This is a genomic window from Streptomyces sp. TS71-3, assembly GCF_018327685.1.
Classification (GTDB): domain Bacteria; phylum Actinomycetota; class Actinomycetes; order Streptomycetales; family Streptomycetaceae; genus Streptomyces.
Genome location: NZ_BNEL01000003.1, coordinates 2,693,925 through 2,712,935, shown reverse-complemented (window position 1 = coordinate 2,712,935; position 19,011 = coordinate 2,693,925). Strand labels below are relative to the sequence as shown.

The window sequence follows — 19,011 nt, the reverse complement described above, 5'->3', positions numbered from 1 at the left end:
CGGCGCTGAGGTACGGCAGCCGGTCGAGCCGCCGGTAGGTGTCCCAGCCGACGGGGCCCTTGTCCGCGGCGGCGGCCCTCGGCTGCCCGGCCGGCGCGGCCGCGGGTTGCCCGTGGTCGGCCGGGGCGGCGGCCCGGGCCCCGGGCGGGGTCGCCTGGGCGGGTACGGCGAGCGCGAGGCCCCCGAAGAGCAGTCCCGCGAGGAGGGCCACGAGGGGCGGCCATGCCCGCGGGCGTGTGGTCAGGCTTCTCATGGCTGCTGCCCGCTTTCTCGGTGCTGCGGAGGGGATGTCGCTGTGGTGCCATGTCTCGGTGTGCCCTGTGCGCTGGTGCCGTGTGTGTAGGGGCCCCATGAACCCGGGTCGAGAGAGTTCCTAGGTCCCGTAGTACACGGCGAGTTCGGCGATGGAGGTGAAGGTCCTGGTGCCGCCCGGCGTTCCGATGACGCGTACGCCGTCGCCGTCGACCGGGTCGAACGTCAGCGTGTAGGTACGGTTGGTCCCCGCGGTGGCGTCGTGGGGGTAGGCGGGCGACACCCGCAGCCCGCCGGCGTCGACCCAGGTGTGGTTCCGGCGCACCTGCACCCGGGGGCCGCCGGAGAACCAGCCGCCGTCGCCGAACATCGTGCCGGTGGTGTAGACGACCTTGTTCATGGTGACCGCCCGCGGCCAGGTGTAGCCCCACCAGCTCTCGGTCTTGTTCTCGTCGTTCCAGTCGTCCTCGTTCTCGGCGAGGTTGCCGTCGTTGTAGAACGCGGTGTTCCCGAAGTGGGTGGCGCGCTGGACGCCCACGGTGCCCGGGTCACGGGCGAGGTTGTGCGTGTCGTCGGGGGCGTTGGCGGGCGTGGTCGGCGTGAACGGCTCCAGGTGCATCCTGCGCAGCGAGAACGTGTACGCCCACTGGTCGGAGATGCCACCACCGCAGGGACAGACGTTCGACTGCACCCACATGGACCTGCCGTCGCCGCTGATGTACTTCGACGGGACGGTCACGGCGTAACCGCCGTGCTTGGCGTGGGTCCAGGGGTAGCCGCCGAAATCCTTGGAGTCGAACCGCTTCCAGGGACCCCAGGGCGTCGGGGACTCGTAGAACTCGAAGGTGTACTCGGTCCAGGAGGTGTAGACGTAGCGGTTCAGCGGCTTGTCGTAGACGATGCCGCCCTGGCTGAGCACGCTGAGGTTCTCGATCCGGCCGTCCGTGTACACGTTCGGGTAGACCCGGCGCTCGTCGTGCAGGACGGGGGCCTTCCTCGCGATGTCGGAGGACCAGGTGGGGGTGCCGTCCGCGGCGAAGCCGCTGGCGAACTGCCACGCCGACCGGTCCTGCACGGAGTCCTCGGGCACCCTGGCCAGGTAGAGGTCCTGGGGGTCCTTGACCCGGTCGTTGAACGAGTCCCGCCAGTTGCCGTCGAGCCCGTAGGCGTACACGTAGCCGTCGGGGGCGTTGCCGTAGGCCTTGCCGTAGTCGAGGAACATCACGGTGCTGAAGACGCCGCCGGAGAACATCGGCGCCGAGTGGTCCCAGGTCCAGGTCCTGCCGTGGTCGGAGGACTTCGCGACGGTGGCCGCCGGGGCGTCGTTGAAGTCGGACGCGAGGTCCTGGACGGCGAGGTAGAGGGTGCCGCCGACGCAGGCCATGCCGGTGGGCTTGCGGCTGTGGCCGGCCGTCCACACCTGGCCCACGCCGTCGCCCTTGGCGAGCTGGGTGCCCGTCAGGTTCCCGGGGGTGCCGGAGATCCGGGCGACGCCGATGTCGCTGCCGTTGTCGTCGCCGCCGAAGCCCACGCCGTCGCCGTAGGCGCCGTAGACGTTGTCGTCGTCGGACCAGCAGTTCGGCCAGAGGTCACCGTGGCTGCGGTTGTCGCCGGCGGCGGGGGCGCCGACGGTGGCTCCCGAGTCGATGTCGACGGTGGAGAAGAAGGAGCTCTCCGGCGGGGTGGGAGCGGCCGCCGCCCGCCGTACTCCCGCGGCACCGGAGGACGGGCCCGAGGGCGCCGCGGTGGCGGCCGGCAGCCCGGCCAGCAGCACGGCGAGGGCGATCAGCCAGGGGGGCAGGAACCGGCGCAGGAATCTCCGGGCGGGCGGGGGTCCGGCGAGCGTGTGCATGGCTGTCTCCGTGGGCGGGTGGGCGCGGCGGGGTCGGACGGGGCACGGCATGCGAGGAATCGATTTCACGCGGACCGTATAGTCGGTCCATGTTCACGTCAAGACAGCAAAGCGGCAGGGAGGAGACTCCTCGTCGAATTGCCCGTCGTTGGCGGCTTTTCCGGGCGGGAAGTGAGAGGCGAGGTTCCAGACGAACCGTCAGCCCGCTTCTGAAATCGATTACTCGCCTGGCATCCGCCGGTGGGATCCATCCGGCGACTCTTCCGCCCGGTGGACGCAGGCCGTCGCGCGCCGGTCGCGCGTGCGCGGCGCGCCCGGCCGCTCGGGGGTCCGACATGCATGGTGACGACTCTGCAAATAATTTTCTTCACCCTTGTGCATACGGGGAAGTTTCCTTCACCGTGGACGCCGCGCCCGCACGAGAGGGGCGCTCCTGCGTTGGCTCCGGCGAAGCATGGACGAGACGTTCGTGAGGAGAGAGATGAGCACAGCGAGGAACCCCATCAGCAGACGTGGCGCACTGATCGCCGGTACGGCGGCGGCCGGCATCGGTATCGGCATCGGCGGATCGGCCGAGGCGGCCGCACCCGCCGAGCATTCCCGGCGGCGTGCCCTGACCCCGCTCCAGCAGGCCGGACAGCGCGTGATCTTCTCCTATCCCGGCCTCACCCCGCCGCAGAGCCTGCTCGACGCGATCAGCGAGGGCCGCGCCGGCGGAGTGATCTTCTTCGGGGAGAACATCTCCAGCCTCAGCCAGATCGCCACCGTGGTCGACCAGCTCAGGCAGGCCCACCAAGCGAGCCCCGTCACGGCGCCGCTGGTGCTGACGACCGATCAGGAGGGCGGCCAGGTGCGCCGCCTGCCCGGCGCGCCGGTGCTCTCCGAGAAGGAGGTCGGCGCCTCCGCCAACCCGGAGGCCGCGGCGCGGGACGCGGGCACCGGCGCCGGCCAGAACCTCGCGGGCGTCGGCATGAACGTCAACCTCGCCCCGGTGCTGGACGTCTACCGCAAGGCCGGCGACTTCGCCGACCAGTTCAAGCGCTCCTACAGCACCGACCCCGCGGTCGTCGGCACCCTCGGCAAGGACTTCGTCACGGCGCAGCAGGCCACCGGCGTGGCGGCCACCGCCAAGCACTTCCCCGGCCTCGGCTCGGCCTCGTCGAGCCAGAACACCGACCTGCGCGCGGTCACCCTGAACGTCTCCCTCTCGCAGCTGCACAGCACCGACGAGCGGCCGTACACCTCCGCGATCGCCGCGGGCGTCAAGCTGGTGATGCTCTCCTGGGCGATCTACCCGGCGCTCGACTCCCACCTGCCCGCGGGCCTGTCCCCCACCGTGGTCCAGGAGCTGCGCGGCCGTCTCGGCTTCACGGGCGTGACGGTCACCGACGCGCTGGAGGCCGGGGCGCTGAGCGCGTTCGGAACCTCCGCGCAGCGGGGGGTCAAGGCCGCGGGAGCCGGGATGGACCTGCTGCTGTGCTCGGCGCGCGACGTCAGCCAGGGCGAGGACACCGTCACCGCGCTCGCCGCCGCCGTCCAGGACGGCACCCTCGACCGCGCCGCCTTCGACGCGGCCGTGCAGCGCGTCACGGCGCTCCGGAACCAGTTGGCCTGATCTGCCGGCGGAGCACGGCGTCGTGCTCCGCCACCTTCTCCCGTCTGTCGTCTCCCTGCCCCCGCCTGTCGTCTCCCGTCTTCCGTCTCCCGTCTCCCGTCTCCCGTCTTCCGTCTCCTGTCTCCCCTCTCCCGTCTCCGAACGAAGGCTTCTATGCGGATTCCTGCGTACACCGTGGCCACCGTCCTGCTGGCCGCACTCGCACTCCCGGCCGGCGCGGTCGCGGCGCCCGCCGCGGGCCACGGCGCGGCGGCGGGCACGGGCCACGGCCGGTTCGACCAGCCCTACCGCGGCTTCGCTCCCGCGAGCACGGTGCTGCACCCGGCCACGCCCGGCCAGGCGGGGCTCGACCCCGCCCCCATCACGGCGTTCGAGCACCAGGTCGCCACCTGGGAGGACCCGGCGAGCGGGGCGAACTACCTCTTCCCCGGAGCCACCAGCCTGATGGTCCACGACGGCAAGGTGGTGGAGCGCAGCGCGGCGGGCTACGCCCTCAAGTACGCCGACGCCACCACCGAGCTGCCCGAGGACCAGCGGGTCCCGGCCCGCACCGACACCATCTACGACCTGGCGTCGCTCTCCAAGCTGTTCACCTCGCTCCTTGCCGTTCAGCAGCTGGAGGCCGGCCACATCGACCTGGACACGCCGGTCGCGCACTACCTGCCCGAGTTCGCCGTGAACGGCAAGGGCGACATCACCATCCTGCAACTGCTCACGCACACCTCCGGGTTCGACGCCGACCCGGTCCCGTCGCTCTGGCAGGGCTACCCGGACGTCGCCGCCCGCAAGAAGGCCATCCTCGACACCAAGCCCATCAACCCGCCGGGCACCACCTACCTGTACTCCGACCTGAACATGCTCACCATGCAGCTGGTCCTGGAGAAGGTCACCGGCAGGCCGCTGGACGCCCTCGTGCGGGACGACATCACCGGGCCGCTGCACATGGCGGACACCGGCTACAACCCGCCGGCGTCGAAGCTGGGCAGGGTCGCCGCCACCGAGTACGAGGCGAGCCCGCCGCGCGGCATGGTGCGGGGTGTCGTGCACGACGAGAACGCCTGGTCGCTGGATGGTGTCGCGGGCCACGCCGGCGTCTTCTCGACCGTCGACGACCTGGCCGTCCTCGCCCAGGCGATCCTCAACGGCGGTGTGTACAAAGGCCACCGCATCCTCAGCGAGCACGGCGTGACGCTGATGGAGGAGAACTTCAACCAGAAGTTCCCGGACGACTCCCACGGGCTGGGCTTCGAGCTGGACCAGATCTGGTACATGGGCGGCCTGTCGGGGCCTGGGACGCTGGGCCACACCGGGTTCACCGGCACCTCCCTGGTGATCGACCCGGAGTCCCGGTCGTTCGCGATCCTGCTGACCAACCGGGTGCACCCGAGCCGCAACACCCCCTCCACCAACCCGGCCCGGCGGGCCGTGGCCCAGGCACTCGCGGAGGCGATGCCGGTCGCGGCCCCGGGTGGCGGCAGGTCGTGGTTCTCCGCCCAGGCCGGCGGCACCACCAGCACGCTGACCACGGGCCCGCTGAAGGCCACCGGACCCGTCGACGTCGGCTTCAGCGCGTTCGTCAACACCGAGTCCACGGACCTGGTCCAGCTGGAGTCCAGCACCGACGGCGGCGCCACCTGGCAGGCGGTGCCGCTGACGGTGTCCGGCACCGGTGCCCCGTCGGGCGAGGTCTCCGCACTGTCCGGACAGTCGGTCCGTGCCTGGTGGCGGGTGCACGCCAAGCTGCCGGGGGCGTCCGACGGCCTGCGGCTGCGCTGGCGGTACACCACGGACCCGTCGTACGAGGGCCGCGGCGTGAACCTCACCGGCCTCCGCGTCACCGACGGCTCCGGGGTCCTGCTCGACGGCGACAGGCCGGACGCGCCCCTGACGTCGAACGGCTGGCAGCAGCTCCCGGCCGCCGGCCACCACTGAGAACGCGTGCCCGCCCCGGAGCGTCGGCCCCGGGGCGGGCGCCCGCGTCGCCCTGGCAGCGGACCCGCTCGGCGGCAGGTCCCGTCACGACCCCCCGGACGATCCCCGGCGCGGACCGCCGCGGCCCGTGGCACCGTCGTGCTCGTCGCCGGGCGCCCGGGCCGCGGACCACTGGAGGAGGAAGCGGAGGGCCTCCTGGGACGGTGAGTCCGGCTCGGCGGTGTAGGCGACGAGCAACTGGTCGGGATGGGTGTCCACGGAGAAGCTCTGCACGTCCAGGACGAGGGTGCCCACCACCGGATGCCGGTAGGTCTTGGTGAGCTGCCGAGGTCCCCGCACCTGGTGGCTGGCCCACCAGGTGCGGAAGTCGGTGTCGCGCAGGTTCAGCTCGTCGACGAGCGCGCCCAGCGCGGGGTCGTCGGGGGTGCGGCCCGCCTCCATCCGCAGGACCGCGACGCACTCGCGCGCCGCCCGCGGCCAGTCCGCGTACAGCGCGCGGAAGGCGTCGTCGAGGAAGGTCAGCCGGATCAGGTTGCGCTCGGCCTCGGGCAGCGCGCCGAAGTCGGTGAGCAGGGCGGCGGCTCCGCGGTTCCAGGCCAGCACGTCCATGCCGCGGTGCAGCACCAGGACGGGCACGTCGTGCATCGTGTCGAGGAGCTGCCGCAGCCGCGGGGCGGTCGTCGGCCGGGCGGCACGCCGCGCGGGGGCGGCCGGGGCGACGTCGGCCACGGTGAACAGGTACTCGCGCTCGTCCGCGGCGAGCTGGAGGGCGTCGGCGAGCGCGTCGAGCACCGGGCGGGAGATTCGGCGGGTGCGGCCCTGCTCCAGCCGGACCACGTAGTCCACGCTCACATGGGCGATCTGGGCCAGTTCCTCACGGCGCAGGCCCGGGACCCGGCGCAGCCGCCCGTCGTCCGGGAAGCCCGCACGCTGCGGGTCGAGCGCCGCACGGCGGGAGCGGAGGAACTCCCCCAGCTCGTTGCCGCCGGAGGGGGTGCCGGAGTGTGCCATGCCTCCAGTGTCCGCGAGGAGAGCGCCGCGTGCCTGGTACCGGTGTGCATAGGCAGGGGGCTTCCCCGGCGCTCCCTTCCGGGGGGCGACGGCACGGATCCGGCCCCCGCCCAGGCTCTCCCTGTCGGACGGTGGCCGCGCTGATCCGGCCCTCACCTCGGCTCTCCCCGCGGGGGAACGACGGCACGGATCCGGCCCCCGCCTCGGCTCACCCCGCCGGGGAGCGACGGCACGGATCCGGCCCCACCTCGGCTCTCCCTGACGGAGGGTGACCGCGCTGATCCGGGCCCCCCACCTCGGCTCTCCCCGCAGGAGAGTCCGGACCCCGCACCCCCGGACACCGGGACTTGCGTCAAGGTCATTGACAGGCCCGGCCGAACGGAGCTGTACTCATCCGTCGTGCAGGTTGGCAACGTTGTCAAAAGCGGACTCGCGGACCGCGGCGCGGCGTTGCCGGCCGGGGACCTCACCCCCGCACGCCCTGAGCGAGGCAGGAAGCACGGAGGCAACGGATGGTCAGACGTCGACGTTCGAGTGCGCCACCCCTGAGAAGCCGGTTCCGCAGGCGCTTGGTCCTCATCTCCGTCCTGGGCCTGGCGGCGCTGCCGCTGCAGGCGGCCGGCAGCGCGTCGGCGGCAGCCGCCGCCACGCCGGTCCAGGACCCCGCAGCACTGGTCAACCCCATGATCGGCACCTCCGGGGCGGTCGACACCTTCCCCGGCCCCGACATGCCGTTCGGCATGCTCCAGTGGGGCCCCGACACCACTCCGGACCGGCCCTCCGGCGGCGGCTACGAGTACAAGGACAGCAAGATCTCCGGGTTCAGCCTGACGCACGTCTCGGGCCCGGGGTGCGGCGTCGCGGGCGATCTGCCGATCCTGCCCCGCACCGGGGAGCTGTCCGGTGACCTCTCCGGCATGTCCTCGGCGTTCAGCCACGACGACGAGAAGGCGGGGATCGGCTACTACGGCGTCACCGACGCGTCCGGGGTCAGGACCGAACTGACCGACACCACGCGCGCCGGGCTCGGCAGGTTCACGTTCCCGGCCGGTGCCCAGTCGAACCTGCTGCTCAAGCTGAGCGGCAGCGCCACCCCGGTGGACGGCACCCGTGCCCAGGTCGTCGGCGACCGCGAGGTCATCGGCTCGGTCGACAGCGGGCACTTCTGCGGCGCCGACAACCGGTACACCCTGCACTTCGACATCAAGTTCGACCAGCCGTTCAAGGACAGCGGCACCTGGGTCGGCAGCAGCATCCATCCGAACGCCACCTCGCTGAAGGCCGGCCCGGTCCGGCAGGAGCCCGCGAAGCGGGCCGCCGCGCCGCTGCACGAGCCGCACTTCACGGTGCCGAACACGCCGTCCCCGATCATCCACGGCGCCGTGGCCGGCGGCACCTCCGCCGGCGGCACCGCCGCGAAGGAGGCGCCGAAGAGCTCACCGCCGGTCACCGGCGCCAACGGCATGTACCTCACCTTCGACACCGCCAAGAACCCCACCGTGAGCGCCGCCGTCGGCATCTCGTACACCAGCGACGCGGGCGCCGCCTCGAACCTCTCGTCCGAGGTGAGGGGCTGGGACTTCGACGCGATGCACCGGGCGAACCACGACGCCTGGAACAAGGTGCTCGGCCGGGTGGCCGTCGGCGGCGGCAGCCAGGACCAGCAGGTGCAGTTCTACACGGCGCTCTACCACGCGCTGCTGCACCCGAACGTGTTCTCCGACGCCGACGGCCGGTACATGGGCATGGACAACCAGGTCCACCGGGTCGCGGGGGGCCAGCAGGCCCAGTACGCCAACTACTCGGGCTGGGACACCTACCGGTCCCAGACCCAGCTGATGGCCATGGTCGAGCCCAAGGTCACCAGTGACGTCGTCACGTCGATGCTGAACGGCTACGACCAGACCGGGCTGCTGCCCAAGTGGGCCTCGAACAACGGCGAGAGCTACGTCATGGTCGGCGACCCGGCGGCCGGCATCATCGCCGACGCCTACGCGTTCGGCGCCCGCGACTTCGACACGCGCCACGCGCTGGACGCCCTCCAGCACGAGGCCACCGCGTCGAACCGGGACCGGCCCGGCGAGTCGGTGCGCGACGCCAAGGGCTACCTGCCGGTCGACGAGAGCGACTACGGCTGCTGCAACTTCTACGGCCCGGTCTCCACGCAGCTGGAGTACGACAGCGCCGACTACGCCCTCGCGTCCTTCGCGAAGTCGCTGGGCAACGACGCGGTGTACCGGAAGTTCGCCACGCGCGCCCAGGACTGGATGAACGTCTTCAACCCGCAGTCGGGCTACCTCCAGGCCCGCACCAAGGACGGGCGGTTCGCCGGCGGCTTCACGCCGGGCACGTCCAACGGGTTCGTGGAGGGCACCTCGGCCCAGTACACGCCCATGGTGCCGTTCAACGTCCAGCAGCTGATCACGGCCCGCGGCGGGAAGGAGGCGTACTCCTCCTACCTGGACGGCCTGCTGCGCGACGTGGCGCACCCGTCCGGCACCAGCGCCGACCTGAGCAACGAGCCCAGCGTCGAGATCCCCTGGGAGTACAACTACCTGGCGGAGCCCTGGAAGACCCAGGACGCGGTCCGGCAGGCGCAGCAGAAGCTCTACTTCAACGCCCCGGTCGGCTCGTTCGGCAACGACGACCTGGGCGCGATGAGCTCCTGGTACGTCTGGTCGATGCTGGGCGCCTACCCGGAGACGCCGGGCACCGACACGCTGGTGCTGGGCAGCCCCGCCTTCCCGGTCGCCAAGATCACCCTCGGGAACGGCAAGCAGGTCACCGTCAACGCGCCGCAGGCGGCCCCTGACGCGCCGTACGTGCAGTCGCTCGCCGTCGGCGGGGCGCAGTGGCAGAAGTCCTGGCTGACGTTCGGGCAGTTCGAGAAGGCCGGGAAGCTGGACTTCACCCTGGGCACGCAGCCGAACACCTCCTGGGCCACGTCGGCGGGGAGCGTTCCGCCGTCGGACACCACCGGGGGCGACCGGCTGCTGGCCGCGACGGGTCCCGCCAGCGACGGCCTGATCGTCGCGCCGGGCGGCTCCGGCGAGGGCACGCTGACGCTCACGAACCTGGGCGGCAAGGCCGTCACGGCCGACTGGAAGGCCACCGCGCCGTCCGGCGTGGGCCTCGGCACCGGTTCCGGCTCCGTGACCGTCCCGCCGTCGGGCACCGCCCAGGCCAAGGTCACCGTCACGGCCGGGGACACCGAGGGCAGTTACCCGGTGGACTTCGCCGTCACCGACCACGCGAGCGGTGCGGACCTGAGCTCGGCGACGCTGCGCGTGGCCGTCGCCCAGCCGGGCGCCCTGTGGCCCTACGAGACGAACAAGGCGGAGTACCCGGACGGCGCCACCTTCTCCGGCGGCTTCGACGACGGTGGCTGGGCGTACTCGCAGAACGCGCTGGCGTCGGGCGGTGTGATCAGCGGCTCGGAGGTCACGGCGGACGGCATCACGTACACCTGGCCCGAGATCGCCGACGGGCAGAGCGACAACCTGGAGGTGGCGGGGCAGACGATCACCCAGCCCGCCGGCGCCTCCGGCTCGTCCCTCGGCCTGCTGGGCGCCGCGGCCAACGCCCCGACGGACGGCAGCGGCTCCACGGGCACGCTCACCGTCACCTACACCGACGGGACCACCGCGAAGGCGGACGTCACCTTCTCGGACTGGACCCTGAACGGCGGTTCCGCCCAGCCCGTCGGCAGCGACACCACGGCCGTCACGACGACCTACCGGAACACCGCGTCCGGAGGCAGGGACTCGGTGAAGGCCTACGTCTTCGCCACGAAGGTGCCCCTGGACCCGTCGAAGACGGTGGCCTCGCTCACCCTCCCGGAGACGGGCTCGGGCACGGTCCACCTGTTCGCGCTGGCGTACGGCAAGTGAGCCGCCGCGGCCGGTGAGGCCCTGAGAGCAGCCGGTGCCCCGCGTCCCGTGACGCGGGGCACCGGCGTCTCGTGCGGCGGGGGCGGTCGTCCTCTTCCCCGCGGCGCCCGCTACGGGAGGACGGCCAGCGCCTCCACCTCCAGCACCAGCTCGGGCCGGAACAGGGCGGCGACCTGGACCGCGGTGCTCGCGGGCGGGCGCCGGGTGTCGATGTGCTCGTCCCGTGCCACGCGCACGGCGGGCAGGTGGCCGACGTCGGTGACGAAGAAGGTGAGCTTGACGACGTCGTCGAACGTCGCCCCGGCCGCCGCCAGGCAGCGCCGCAGGTTCTCGAAGACCCGCCGCGCCTGCGCCGCGGGATCCCCGGCCCCCACCACCTCCCCGGCCTCGTCCAGGGCCACCTGTCCTGAGATGGCGACCAGGCGGCCGGTCCCGATCACCACCTGGGTGTACCCCGTGCCCGGGGCAACGCCGTCGGGGGCGGCGATGTGCGTGAGCCTCGATTCGTTCATGGCCGCATCCTGACCCACGCCGGGGAACTTCTTCCAACGGTATTCACGGCCGCTCCCGCGCCCGTCACGAGGTCGCGCCACCGCTCTCGTCACGAGGCCGCTCCCCGGCTCCGGACGGTCCGTGCGGCCGTGGTCCCTTCCGGTGAGAAACGCGGAGCGGCAGGCCCGCCTCGTTGCCACGGCCCGCCCCCGGCGCTTGAATCGGGCCGCGCCCCCGCGTCGGCCGGGCCGGCGCCGTCCGACCTGGGAGAGAGCACATGCGAGACGGGAACTGGGACGCCGAGGACCTGGCGGACTTCCGCGGCAGCGACGAGATCATGGTCCGGGTCCGGCGGCCCGAGGGCGACCTCGACGAGGCCCGCCCGATCTGGGTCGTGGAGAACGAGGGCAAGGTCTTCGTGCGCGGCTACCGGGGCCCGGACAGCGCCTGGTACCGCAGGGCCCGCACCAGCGGGGAGGGGGAGGTGCGCACGAACGGGCAGTGGCGGCCCGTGCAGTTCACCCCGGCCACGCCCGACCGCCAGGCCATCGACGAGGCCTACCGCACCAAGTACGCGAACTCCAGCTACGTGAGCGCCATCCTGGAGGACGGCCCGGCCGCCGCCACCCTGCGCGTCGACGCCGCGGAGCCGGGGCCGGAGGCCGCGTAGCGGGTCCCGGCCGGATCACCGGCGGGCTCGGAGCGTGCTTCGGGGTCCGGACCCGGCGAGGTGCCGCAGCGCCCGCGCGGAGGGGCGGCTCGCCGGAACGCGCGTGATCAGAGGGGCTGGAGCCGGGGGCGCAGGAGGCAGAACTCGTTGCCCTCCGGGTCGAGCAGGACGTGCCAGCTCTCGGTGCCCGTCTGGCCGATGTCGGCCGGCCTGGCGCCGAGCGCGAGCAGCCGTTCCAGCTCGGCGTCCTGGTCGCGGTCGGTGGCGTTGACGTCGATGTGCAGCCGGAGCTTCCCGGGCCGCGGGTCGCTGCTCGGGCTGAGGACGAGGGTGGGCTGCGGGCCGCCGAAGCCGGCGCCGGGGGGCCCGATCTCGATGCTTCCGTCGTCCTCCCGGCCGAGCTCGACGTAGCCGAGGACATCGCTCCAGAACGCGGCGAGCCGCTCGTGGTCGGCGGCGTCGATGACCAGCTCACTGATGCGGCATGCCATGCACGTCAGCGTACCCACGCGGCACGGGAGCCGGCAGTCGCCCGCCCGCCGCCGACCGGCGGGCGCGTGCCGGGGCCACCCCCAGTGCACCGGGCGTCCGCGCGGAGGCCGGCGGACCGGGGTGCCGGCACGGCGTCGGGCCGGGCGCCGGCGGCAACCGCCGCCGCCCGAGGGCCTCTTGTCAGACGGCTGCGTGCTCCACATACTCTCCTCATCGCGTACTCCCCAGGGGTACGCGACAGTCCCGAGGTTCGCCGTGGCACGGCGAATCGCGGCCTCGGTGACGGGTACGACCAGCTCCTGACACGCCACACCGGAGCGTGCGCCGCACCGCGCGCCCGAACGGCGGCTGCCCTGCCCCCCGAACGTGCCCGAGCGCCCGTGCACGGCGACGGCATCGCAGCACCGCACCGGATCAGCGCGCCGGCACCACCGCTCGACCGTCACCGCCTGTTTTGTCATGCCCCTGCCGATCTGGCGGGGCCGGACCGGAAGGAACCCCCCATGATGAAGTGGTTCACCTCGTGGCAGAGACCGATGGCCCTCGTGGCCATCCTCCTCGCCGTGTTCGCGGTGCAGGTGCCCGCCCACGCGCAGGACACCGGCCCCCAGCCCGGCCCCTCCGTGGTCGGCGGCACGCGGGCGGCACAGGGCGAGTTCCCGTTCGTGGTGCGCCTGTCGATGGGCTGCGGCGGCGCGCTGTACTCCCCCGACCTGGTGCTGACCGCCGCGCACTGCGTCAGCAGGACCGGCGCCAACACCAGCATCACCGCCACGCTGGGCCAGGTCGACCTGCAGAGCTCCAGCGCGATCAAGGTCAAGTCGAACTACGTGTACCAGGCGCCCGGTTACAACGGCGCCGGCAAGGACTGGGCGCTCATACGCCTGGCGCAGCGCGTCACCACTCTGCCGACCCTGCCGATAGCCCACAGCACCGCCTACGACAAGGGGACGTTCACCATCGTCGGCTGGGGCTCGGCCACCGAGAACGGACCCCAGCAGCGCTACCTCCTCAAGGCCACCGTGCCGTTCGTCGACGACACCACCTGCAACAACGCCTACTCCGGTGACCTGGTGCCCAGCGACGAGATCTGCGCCGGTTACCTGTCGACCGGCGGCGTGGACACCTGCCAGGGCGACTCGGGCGGCCCGATGTTCCGCGCCGACGCGGGCGGCGAGTGGGTCGAGGTCGGGATAGTGAGCTGGGGCAACGGCTGCGCGGAGCCGGGCTACCCCGGCGTCTACAGCCAGGTGAGCACCTTCGCGTCCGCCATCGACGCGGCCGCCCAGTCGCTGGGCGGCTGATCCCGGGCGACCCGGACGCCGGCGGGACCCCGGCACGGGCTCCGCCGGGGATTCCGGCGGGAATCCCCGGCGAGGACCCCGAACAGGGCAGCGTTCCCACGCACGAGGACCCGCGGCAGCCGCCGCGGGTCCTTCGCGTGCCGGCGGAACGGCTCCCGGGCCGAGCGGAACGGACGACCCGGCCCCGGTGCGCACCCCGCAACCGCCGCCGGCCCCGCCCGGCTCAGCGGGAGACGAGCTGCTGGCCACCGTCGATGTCGTAGGTCGCGCCGGTGATCGCGTCGTTGGACATCAGGTGCAGGGCCAGGGCGGCGACATCGGCGGGGGTGACGACCCGTCCGATCGGCAGCGTGTCGCGCAGCTCATCCCGGCGGGCCTCCAGCCGGTCCCCCAGGAGCGAGGCCGAGAGCGGCGTGTCGACGAACCCGGGGGCGATGAGGTTCACCCGGATCGGGGCGAGTTCGAGCGCCAGGTTGGCGGTGAGGGCGGGCAGGGTCGCGGTGAGGCTCGACATGATGGACATGCCCAGGCCGGGGCGCCGGCCGCCGGTGCTGCCGAGGAACAGCAGCGTGCCTCCCGCCCGGACCTTGGCCCGGCCGTGCAGCGCGACCCCGAGCGTCACGGCGAGGCGCTCGTCGAAGGCCCGGAGGGCGGAGGCGAGGTCCATGTCCGCCAGGGGCATGTAGGCGGGGCTGCCGGCCGTCACCATCACATGGTCGACCGGGCCGGGCAGCTCCGCGAAGAACCGCTTCATACGGTCGCCGTCGGTCGCGTCGAACGCCGCCGTGCCGGCGGGGTCGAGTTCGAGCGCCGCCTGCCGCAGCCGTTCGGGGTTGCGGCCGACCAGGAACACCTGGCCGCCCTCGGACCGCACCCTGCGGGCGGTCTCGAACCCGATGCCCGCGCTGGCGCCGATCACGACGACGGTCTGGCCGGCGAGGCCGGTCCCTCGGACGTCACCCGTGCCCGACGCGGAGGTCATGACGGGGTTCCGCGGCGGGCGGGCACGGCATGGACGTCGTCCGGTCCGGTGCGCGTCATCCGTACCTCCCAGCGTCGGCTCTGGTCGCATTCTCCCGCTTCGGGGCGGTGACCGCCCGCCGGCAGGGCCAGGTCGGGGACCGGGGCGAGACCCGGGCCGCGTCACGTCTCGACGACCACCCGGCGGGTGAGCGTGCCGGCCCAGTCCTCGAACCACTCCCGCGGGCGCAGCCCGAAGGCCCGCTGCCCGCCGGCGACCCAGGCGGGCGTGCCGGCGACGCCGTACTCGCCGGCAAGGTCCTCCGACCCGGCCAGCGCGGCCTCCGCCGCACCCGAGGCCAGGGCGGCGCGCAGGCCGTCCGCGTCTGCGCCCGCCCCGCGGGCCAGCGCGGCGAGGCGGTCGACGGGCTCGATGTCCTGGCCGTCGGCGAAGTAGGCCGCGAACACCGCCGTCGCGAACCGCTCGGCGGCCTCTGGGTCGGTGGTGCGCAGCCACTCGAAGGCGGACAGTGCCGGGCGCGAGTAGGGCATGCGGTCCGTCCACCGCAGCGGGAGCCCGGCGGCCTCCGCCTCGTGGGCGAGGTACTCGTAGGTCGGCCCAGAGCGCGGTCCCGCGGGCGAGCCGCCGGGCCCGATCTCGGGGTGGATCTGAAGACCGCGCCCGACCACGTGGACGCCGCGCTCGGCGAGGATCCGGTTGCGGTCCTGGGCGAGGTAGCAGAAGGGGCAGAGGAAGTCGAACCAGTGCTGGGCGGTCACGATGCGTGAGGGCGAGCCGGTGGCGGCCGCGGACACGAGGGGCATTCCGCTCTCTCCTCTCCGAATCGGCTATAGGGCCGATGGGACCGATGGGGCCCATGGGGCGCCCGATGGGGCGATTCGATACGTTCATCACACGTAACGTAAATGCCCTCCGCTTTTAGTCCCGCCCCGGTGAGGCGCCGGCCCTCAGTACCGCCCGCAGCCACGCGGCCGTATAGGCGAGGGTGGCGGGGCTGTCGAACTCCGCGTCCTCGTGCCCGGCACCGCCCAGCAGCTCGAAGCGGCTGCGCGCGCCCGTGCGGACGAGTGCGTCGTGCAGGGCGAGCCCCTGGGACGGGGGTACCAGCCGGTCCCGGTCGCCGTGGGCGATCAGGAACGGCGGAGCCCCCGGCGAGACCCGCGCCGGCAGGCCGAAGCCCCGGGCACGCTCGGCCAGCTCCGCCGGATCGGCGGTCCCCAGCAGGTCAGCCTCGAAGTGGAAGGGCAGCAGCCGCGCCTCCACCTCGCTGCGCGAAGCCGACGCCACCAGGTCCGTCTGGCCGAACCAGTGCACCACGGCCTGCACGGCGCTGGACTGCCCGAGGTTGCCCCCGACCGCGCCCTCCAGCGCGTCCTCCCCCGCGGACAGCGCCAGCAGCGAGCCCAGGTAGGCCCCCGCGGAGGCGCCCCAGACGCCGAGCCGCCCGGTGGCGAGCCCGAGCCGCGCCCCGTTCGCGCGCAGCCAGCGCACCGCTCCCTTGAGGTCGTACACCTGCTGCGGGAAGGCGGCCCCCGGCGCCAGGCGGTAGTCGGCCGAGACGACGGTGACGCCGTGCGCGGCGAGCGGCGCCAGCCGTGTGGCGCCGTCGGTGCCCCTGCCGCCTCTGGTCCAACCGCCACCGTGCGCGTACAGGACGACCGGCGAGCCCGGCTCGGCCGGACGGTAGACGTCGAGACGGAGCTCGGTCCCGTCCACGGTCGCGTAGGTGATGTCCCGCTCGACGGTGACGTCCAGCGTTCCGCTCTCGACGGTGGCGTCCTGCCCTCCGGCCTCGGCGCCGGTGGCGTGCCCCGGGCCCGTCATGCCGGTCATGCCCGATCCGCCCTGCCGGTCATGCCGTGCCCGCCCGCTGTGCCACGCCGGCATCGTAGAACGTGGTCATCGTCGACTCCCCTTTCCTTGGGGATGTGTGCAAGGTGCGTGGCATGGTCCGACACCGGGTCCCTAACCAGTTACAGTCAGCATATGTAATGTAATTCCGACCCATGGACCATATACGTAACAGCCACTCCCTGTAACGGGATCGGATATGATGGTGCCGATGTCGTCCACGAGGTGAACCCATGGCCCGAGCACCCGAAGCGACGGACGAGGCCGCGGAATCCCCCGCCCCGCGCCCCGGCGGACGGCCACGTGACGCCGCGCTCGACGAGGCGATCATCCTCGCCACCCGCGAGCGGCTGGTCCGGGACGGCTACTCCCGCATGACCATCGGGGACATCGCGGCCGACGCGAAGGTCAGCCGCCCGACGCTCTACCGGCGCTGGAGCACCAAGCTCGACCTGGTCGTCGACGCGCTGGACTACGGCTTCCGCAAGCAGCGCGACATGTACAGCCTCGACCTGAGCCGCATGGAGCCACGGGAAGCCCTGGTCGAGGCCGTCCGCCGGCTGGACCCCGCCTACTTCAACCCGAACGCCATGGTGCTGATGGGCAACTTCGCCGGCGAGGCCGACCGCACCCCGGAGCTCCTCGACATCCTCCGCAGGCACGCGGTCGAACCACGTGTGGCCCTCGTCGAGAACGTGCTGTCGCAGCTCCACGAGCACGGCGGCGTACGGGACGGGATCGACGGGCACACCGTCGCCACGATGTGCTTCGGCAGCTACTTCGCCGCCTTCTACCGCGGCGAGAGCAAGGAGGAGATACCCGAGGCCGTCGTCTCCGTGCTGTGGCCGGCGCTCGCGCGGCAGACGGGTGGCAGCGGACGGCGAGGCAGCGGCCCGGCCGGGCGCGGCGGCTGAACAGCCGCCGCCAGGAGAGTGGCCGGGTGCCGCGAGAGTGGTCACATGGCGGCGCCGTCAGTGCGAGGGCGGCTGGAGCCCGTACCTCTGCACCACGTCGTCCATCCACTCCGGCGATCCGTAGGTGATCCCGTACTTGTCGGCGAGTTCCGTGAACTCGGCCGACTCGTGCAGACTCCGGGTGCCCTCGCTGCCCTCGTGCGCGACGAGCAGCTCACCCAACTCCCGGAAGTAGGTCTCGAATCCGCCCGGGGTGATGATCTCGACGATGCGGCCCGGAGCGCTGCCGGCGTTCCACATGGCGTGCATCTGGCCCCGCGGCTTGGTGATGTAGCCGCCGGGCCCGAGCACCACTTCGCTGTCGTCGGAACGGAAGCCGATCTCGCCCTCCAGCACGAGCGAGTGCTCGTCCTCGCGGGTATGCCGGTGTGCCGCGGTGATCAGACCGACCTGGAAGGGATGCTCGACGATCGACACCTCGCCCCGGTTGTTCCGGCCGGACAGCTTGAACACGGCTCCGAACCCCGGCAGGTCCACGGTATCGCCCTCTCCCGGCTGCACCACCGAGACCTCGATGCTCTTCGTGTCGGCCACGCGCGTACCTCCTCGTGTGCCCTACGGATCGGCGGATGTCCCCGTGCCCGGGTGCCCGCGGATCCGGCGGGAAAGTTCAGTTACAGATGATGATCGTAACCATGCGGTGCCAGGCAGGTGCGCTTTCCCGGGGTGAGCCGCGCTCCTTCCGGAGCCTGGCTCCTTCCGGAGCCCGCGTGCACCGGGCCCACCGCGGCAGGCACGGACACCTGCCCGCCTGAGGGCGGCAACCCCGTGCCGCCTGCCCCTTCGACGCGCGGAGGCGGGGCGGGGTGGAGACACCGTAGGGGCGGTGGAGACACCCTATGGACGACCCCGGTGGACGGCCCCCGGCCCGCTACCCGGAACGGTAGGGTCCACGCGTCGGACGGCGGCCGCCCGTGCCGCGCTCCCGCCGGTCCGGCGAAGCGACCGAGCAAGCAGGAGAGAGCTGACGTGTCCCTGGCCACCCTCACCGTGCCCGAGCAGATGCTGCTCCTCCTCCTGGACCCGGCCTCGGGCAAGCCGCGGGCCCGGGAGCGCTTCGTCAACTACGCGGTGACGGGCGCTGCCCTGGCCGAGTTGGAGGCGGCCGGCCGCATCGTGGTCCACCGCGGCCGGATCGCCCCCGCGGGGTCGGGGCCGCTCGGGGATCCCCTGCTCGACATGGCCTTCGGCCGGTTCCGCAGCGGGAAGCGGCCGCGGACGGTGCGCTGGATACACCGGAACGCCGACGCCATAGGAGAGGCGTGCGCGCTCAGCCTGAGGGAGCGCGGTCTCGTCGGCATCGAGAAGCGCCGCGCCCTCGGCCTCTTCCCGAGGCACCGCTACCCGCTCCAGGGCCCGGACGTGATCACCCCCCTCGTGGAGGAGCTGCGGGCCGCGGCGGAGCACGGCTTCCCGGGCCCCCGGCACCAGGTGCTGGCGGCTCTGGTCTCCGCCCTCCGCATCACCCCCCGCGTCATGCCGGGCAGTTCACGCGGCGTCCGCAAGACCATGCGCTCGCTCGCCGGCAGCGTGTGGCCCGCCCACGTGGTCCGCCGCATGGTCAGGGCGGAGAGCAGCGGGGACGCCTGAGGCGGCCCGCGCGGGAACCCAGGCGCGCCCGGCCCTCAGGACGCGCGTCCGGGCCGCACCACCGTGGAGTGGGTGCACCCCGGCCCCCACGACCGTGGCGTGCG

Annotated in this window: 15 protein-coding genes; 7 read left to right on the top strand and 8 right to left on the bottom strand. The window is 72.8% G+C overall.

Translation table 11 applies throughout. The features are described 5' to 3' along the window. Positions 1–373: 373 nt before the first annotated feature. Complete coding sequence (locus Sm713_RS35545) at positions 374–2,104, bottom strand: hypothetical protein (RefSeq protein ID WP_212914061.1); 1,731 nt, start codon at positions 2,102–2,104, stop codon at positions 374–376. 481 nt (positions 2,105–2,585) lie between these two features. Here Sm713_RS35545 and Sm713_RS35540 point away from each other — a divergent pair, with 481 nt between their 5' ends. Further along, positions 2,586–3,719 carry a glycoside hydrolase family 3 N-terminal domain-containing protein gene (locus Sm713_RS35540; RefSeq protein WP_212914060.1) on the top strand — a complete coding sequence of 378 codons (1,134 nt, stop codon included), beginning with the start codon at positions 2,586–2,588 and terminating at the stop codon, positions 3,717–3,719. 153 nt (positions 3,720–3,872) lie between these two features. Further along, the gene (locus tag Sm713_RS35535; RefSeq protein ID WP_212914059.1) at positions 3,873–5,651 is read left to right on the top strand and encodes a serine hydrolase domain-containing protein; all 1,779 of its coding nucleotides are present in this window, start codon (positions 3,873–3,875) and stop codon (positions 5,649–5,651) included. 84 nt (positions 5,652–5,735) lie between these two features. Here the strand turns inward: Sm713_RS35535 and Sm713_RS35530 are convergent, their stop codons facing one another. Continuing rightward, positions 5,736–6,662, bottom strand: coding sequence for a helix-turn-helix domain-containing protein (locus Sm713_RS35530; protein WP_212914058.1), 927 nt, complete (start codon positions 6,660–6,662; stop codon positions 5,736–5,738). Between the two features lie 569 nt (positions 6,663–7,231). Between Sm713_RS35530 and Sm713_RS35525 the strand changes: the two genes are divergently transcribed. Next, on the top strand, positions 7,232–10,552 hold the full coding sequence (locus tag Sm713_RS35525) for a lectin (protein WP_249416902.1): 3,321 nt from the start codon (positions 7,232–7,234) through the stop codon (positions 10,550–10,552). Positions 10,553–10,662: 110 nt separating this feature from the next. On the opposite strand, the gene Sm713_RS35520 is transcribed toward Sm713_RS35525, so the two are convergent. After that, positions 10,663–11,064: a RidA family protein gene (locus Sm713_RS35520; RefSeq protein ID WP_212914056.1), complete on the bottom strand. Its 402-nt coding sequence runs from the start codon at positions 11,062–11,064 to the stop codon at positions 10,663–10,665. Positions 11,065–11,321: 257 nt separating this feature from the next. Here Sm713_RS35520 and Sm713_RS35515 point away from each other — a divergent pair, with 257 nt between their 5' ends. Then, entirely contained in the window at positions 11,322–11,714 is a 393-nt protein-coding gene (locus Sm713_RS35515; protein ID WP_212914055.1) for a DUF2255 family protein, read from the top strand. 107 nt (positions 11,715–11,821) lie between these two features. Here the strand turns inward: Sm713_RS35515 and Sm713_RS35510 are convergent, their stop codons facing one another. Further along, complete coding sequence (locus Sm713_RS35510) at positions 11,822–12,205, bottom strand: VOC family protein (protein ID WP_212914054.1); 384 nt, start codon at positions 12,203–12,205, stop codon at positions 11,822–11,824. A 504-nt stretch (positions 12,206–12,709) separates the two neighbouring features. Here Sm713_RS35510 and Sm713_RS35505 point away from each other — a divergent pair. Continuing rightward, positions 12,710–13,510 (top strand): trypsin-like serine protease, encoded by an 801-nt coding sequence (locus Sm713_RS35505; protein WP_212914053.1) that lies wholly within the window; start codon positions 12,710–12,712, stop codon positions 13,508–13,510. A 223-nt stretch (positions 13,511–13,733) separates the two neighbouring features. Here Sm713_RS35505 and Sm713_RS35500 read toward each other — a convergent pair whose 3' ends face one another. The 3 genes from Sm713_RS35500 to Sm713_RS35490 all read right to left on the bottom strand — a co-directional run bounded on the left by Sm713_RS35500 (position 13,734) and on the right by Sm713_RS35490 (position 16,325). Next, the gene (locus tag Sm713_RS35500; RefSeq protein WP_212914052.1) at positions 13,734–14,492 is read right to left on the bottom strand and encodes an SDR family oxidoreductase; all 759 of its coding nucleotides are present in this window, start codon (positions 14,490–14,492) and stop codon (positions 13,734–13,736) included. Between the two features lie 161 nt (positions 14,493–14,653). Beyond that, positions 14,654–15,295 carry a DsbA family protein gene (locus Sm713_RS35495; protein ID WP_212914051.1) on the bottom strand — a complete coding sequence of 214 codons (642 nt, stop codon included), beginning with the start codon at positions 15,293–15,295 and terminating at the stop codon, positions 14,654–14,656. 115 nt (positions 15,296–15,410) lie between these two features. Then, complete coding sequence (locus Sm713_RS35490) at positions 15,411–16,325, bottom strand: alpha/beta hydrolase (protein WP_212914050.1); 915 nt, start codon at positions 16,323–16,325, stop codon at positions 15,411–15,413. Between the two features lie 251 nt (positions 16,326–16,576). On the opposite strand from Sm713_RS35490, the gene Sm713_RS35485 reads away from it, so the two are divergent. Continuing rightward, positions 16,577–17,257: a TetR/AcrR family transcriptional regulator gene (locus Sm713_RS35485; protein WP_212914049.1), complete on the top strand. Its 681-nt coding sequence runs from the start codon at positions 16,577–16,579 to the stop codon at positions 17,255–17,257. A gap of 57 nt (positions 17,258–17,314) precedes the next feature. Here the strand turns inward: Sm713_RS35485 and Sm713_RS35480 are convergent, their stop codons facing one another. After that, positions 17,315–17,851 carry a cupin domain-containing protein gene (locus Sm713_RS35480; RefSeq protein WP_212914048.1) on the bottom strand — a complete coding sequence of 179 codons (537 nt, stop codon included), beginning with the start codon at positions 17,849–17,851 and terminating at the stop codon, positions 17,315–17,317. Between the two features lie 435 nt (positions 17,852–18,286). Between Sm713_RS35480 and Sm713_RS35475 the strand changes: the two genes are divergently transcribed. Continuing rightward, positions 18,287–18,907 carry a GPP34 family phosphoprotein gene (locus tag Sm713_RS35475; protein ID WP_212914047.1) on the top strand — a complete coding sequence of 207 codons (621 nt, stop codon included), beginning with the start codon at positions 18,287–18,289 and terminating at the stop codon, positions 18,905–18,907. The last annotated feature ends 104 nt before the right edge of the window (positions 18,908–19,011 follow it).